Source organism: Burkholderia sp. Se-20378, assembly GCF_017104665.1.
Classification (GTDB): domain Bacteria; phylum Pseudomonadota; class Gammaproteobacteria; order Burkholderiales; family Burkholderiaceae; genus Burkholderia; species Burkholderia lata.
In genome coordinates this window covers 1-1,016 of the sequence record NZ_JAAGPG010001115.1, presented here as the reverse complement: position 1 = coordinate 1,016, position 1,016 = coordinate 1, and the positions used below count along the sequence as shown (strand labels likewise).

Sequence of the window (1,016 nt, the reverse complement as noted above, 5' to 3'; positions counted from 1 at the left end):
GCGCGCCTGCGCGGCACGGTCGCCGGACGAGACGATCAGCACGTCGCCATCGGCCGGCACATCGGGCACCGCAACGCAAAGCCGCCACGGCGCCGCACCGCCCGGCCAGTCGCCGAGCCGCGCGCGAATCCGTTCGGCCGCTTCGGCCAGTTCGTCGGCCGGCGGCCAGAATGCATCGGCGAAACGCGCGCTCATGCGCCGCCTCCGTCCTGGTGCCAGAACGGCATCCCGACGACCGGCGTGCTCGCGTGTGCGGTCTCGCGCGCATCCATCGGCCCGGCGAGATACGCGGCACGGCCGGCCTCGACGCCCTGCGCAAACGCGCGCGCCATGATTTCGGGGTGCGTGGCCTGCGACACGGCGGTGTTCAGCAACACGCCGTCGAAGCCCCACTCCATCACCTGGCACGCATGCGACGGCACGCCGAGCCCCGCGTCGACGATCAGCGGCACGTCGGGCAGACGTTCGCGCAGCACGCGCAGGCCGTACGGGTTCACGACGCCCTTGCCCGTGCCGATCGGCGCGCCCCACGGCATCAGCGCCTCGCAGCCGACGTCGAGCAGGCGCCGGCCGATCACCAGATCCTCGGTGCAGTACGGCAGCACCTTGAAACCGTCCTTGACCAGTTGCGCGGCCGCTTCGATCAGGCCGACCGGGTCGGGCTGCAGCGTGTAGTCGTCGCCGATCAGTTCGAGCTTGATCCAGTCGGTGCCGAAGACCTCGCGCGCCATGTGCGCGGTCGTCACCGCTTCGGCGACGGTCTGGCAGCCGGCCGTGTTCGGCAGCAACGGCACCGCGTGGCGCTTGAGCAGGTCGAAGAAGCCGGCTTCGGCCGTGCCGCCCGTCATCTGGCGGCGCAGCGCGACCGTCACCATCCCCGGCCGCGACGCGGCGATCGAATCGGACAGCGACTGCAGCGACGGATAGCGCGACGTGCCGATCAGCACGCGGCTTGCGAAGGTTTCGCCGTACAGCGTCAACGCGTCGGCGGAGGTGAGGGACGTCATGTCGTTTTA

General features: G+C 70.9%; 1 protein-coding gene and 1 pseudogene. Both read right to left on the bottom strand.

Annotated elements, in window-relative coordinates; genetic code table 11:
- Window positions 1-195 (bottom strand): annotated as a pseudogene (locus G3N93_RS40475) (thiamine phosphate synthase); the annotation flags it as partial.
- Window positions 192-1,007, bottom strand: coding sequence for a thiazole synthase (locus G3N93_RS40470; protein WP_011350714.1), 816 nt, complete (start codon window positions 1,005-1,007; stop codon window positions 192-194). The gene G3N93_RS40470 and the pseudogene G3N93_RS40475, both read right to left, overlap by 4 nt.
- Between the last annotated feature and the right edge of the window lie 9 nt (window positions 1,008-1,016).

Excerpts from the sequence above, each read along its gene's own strand:
- G3N93_RS40470 (WP_011350714.1), bottom strand. The coding sequence starts at position 1,007 with ATGACGTCCCTCACCTCCGCCGACGCGTTGACGCTGTACGGCGAAACC.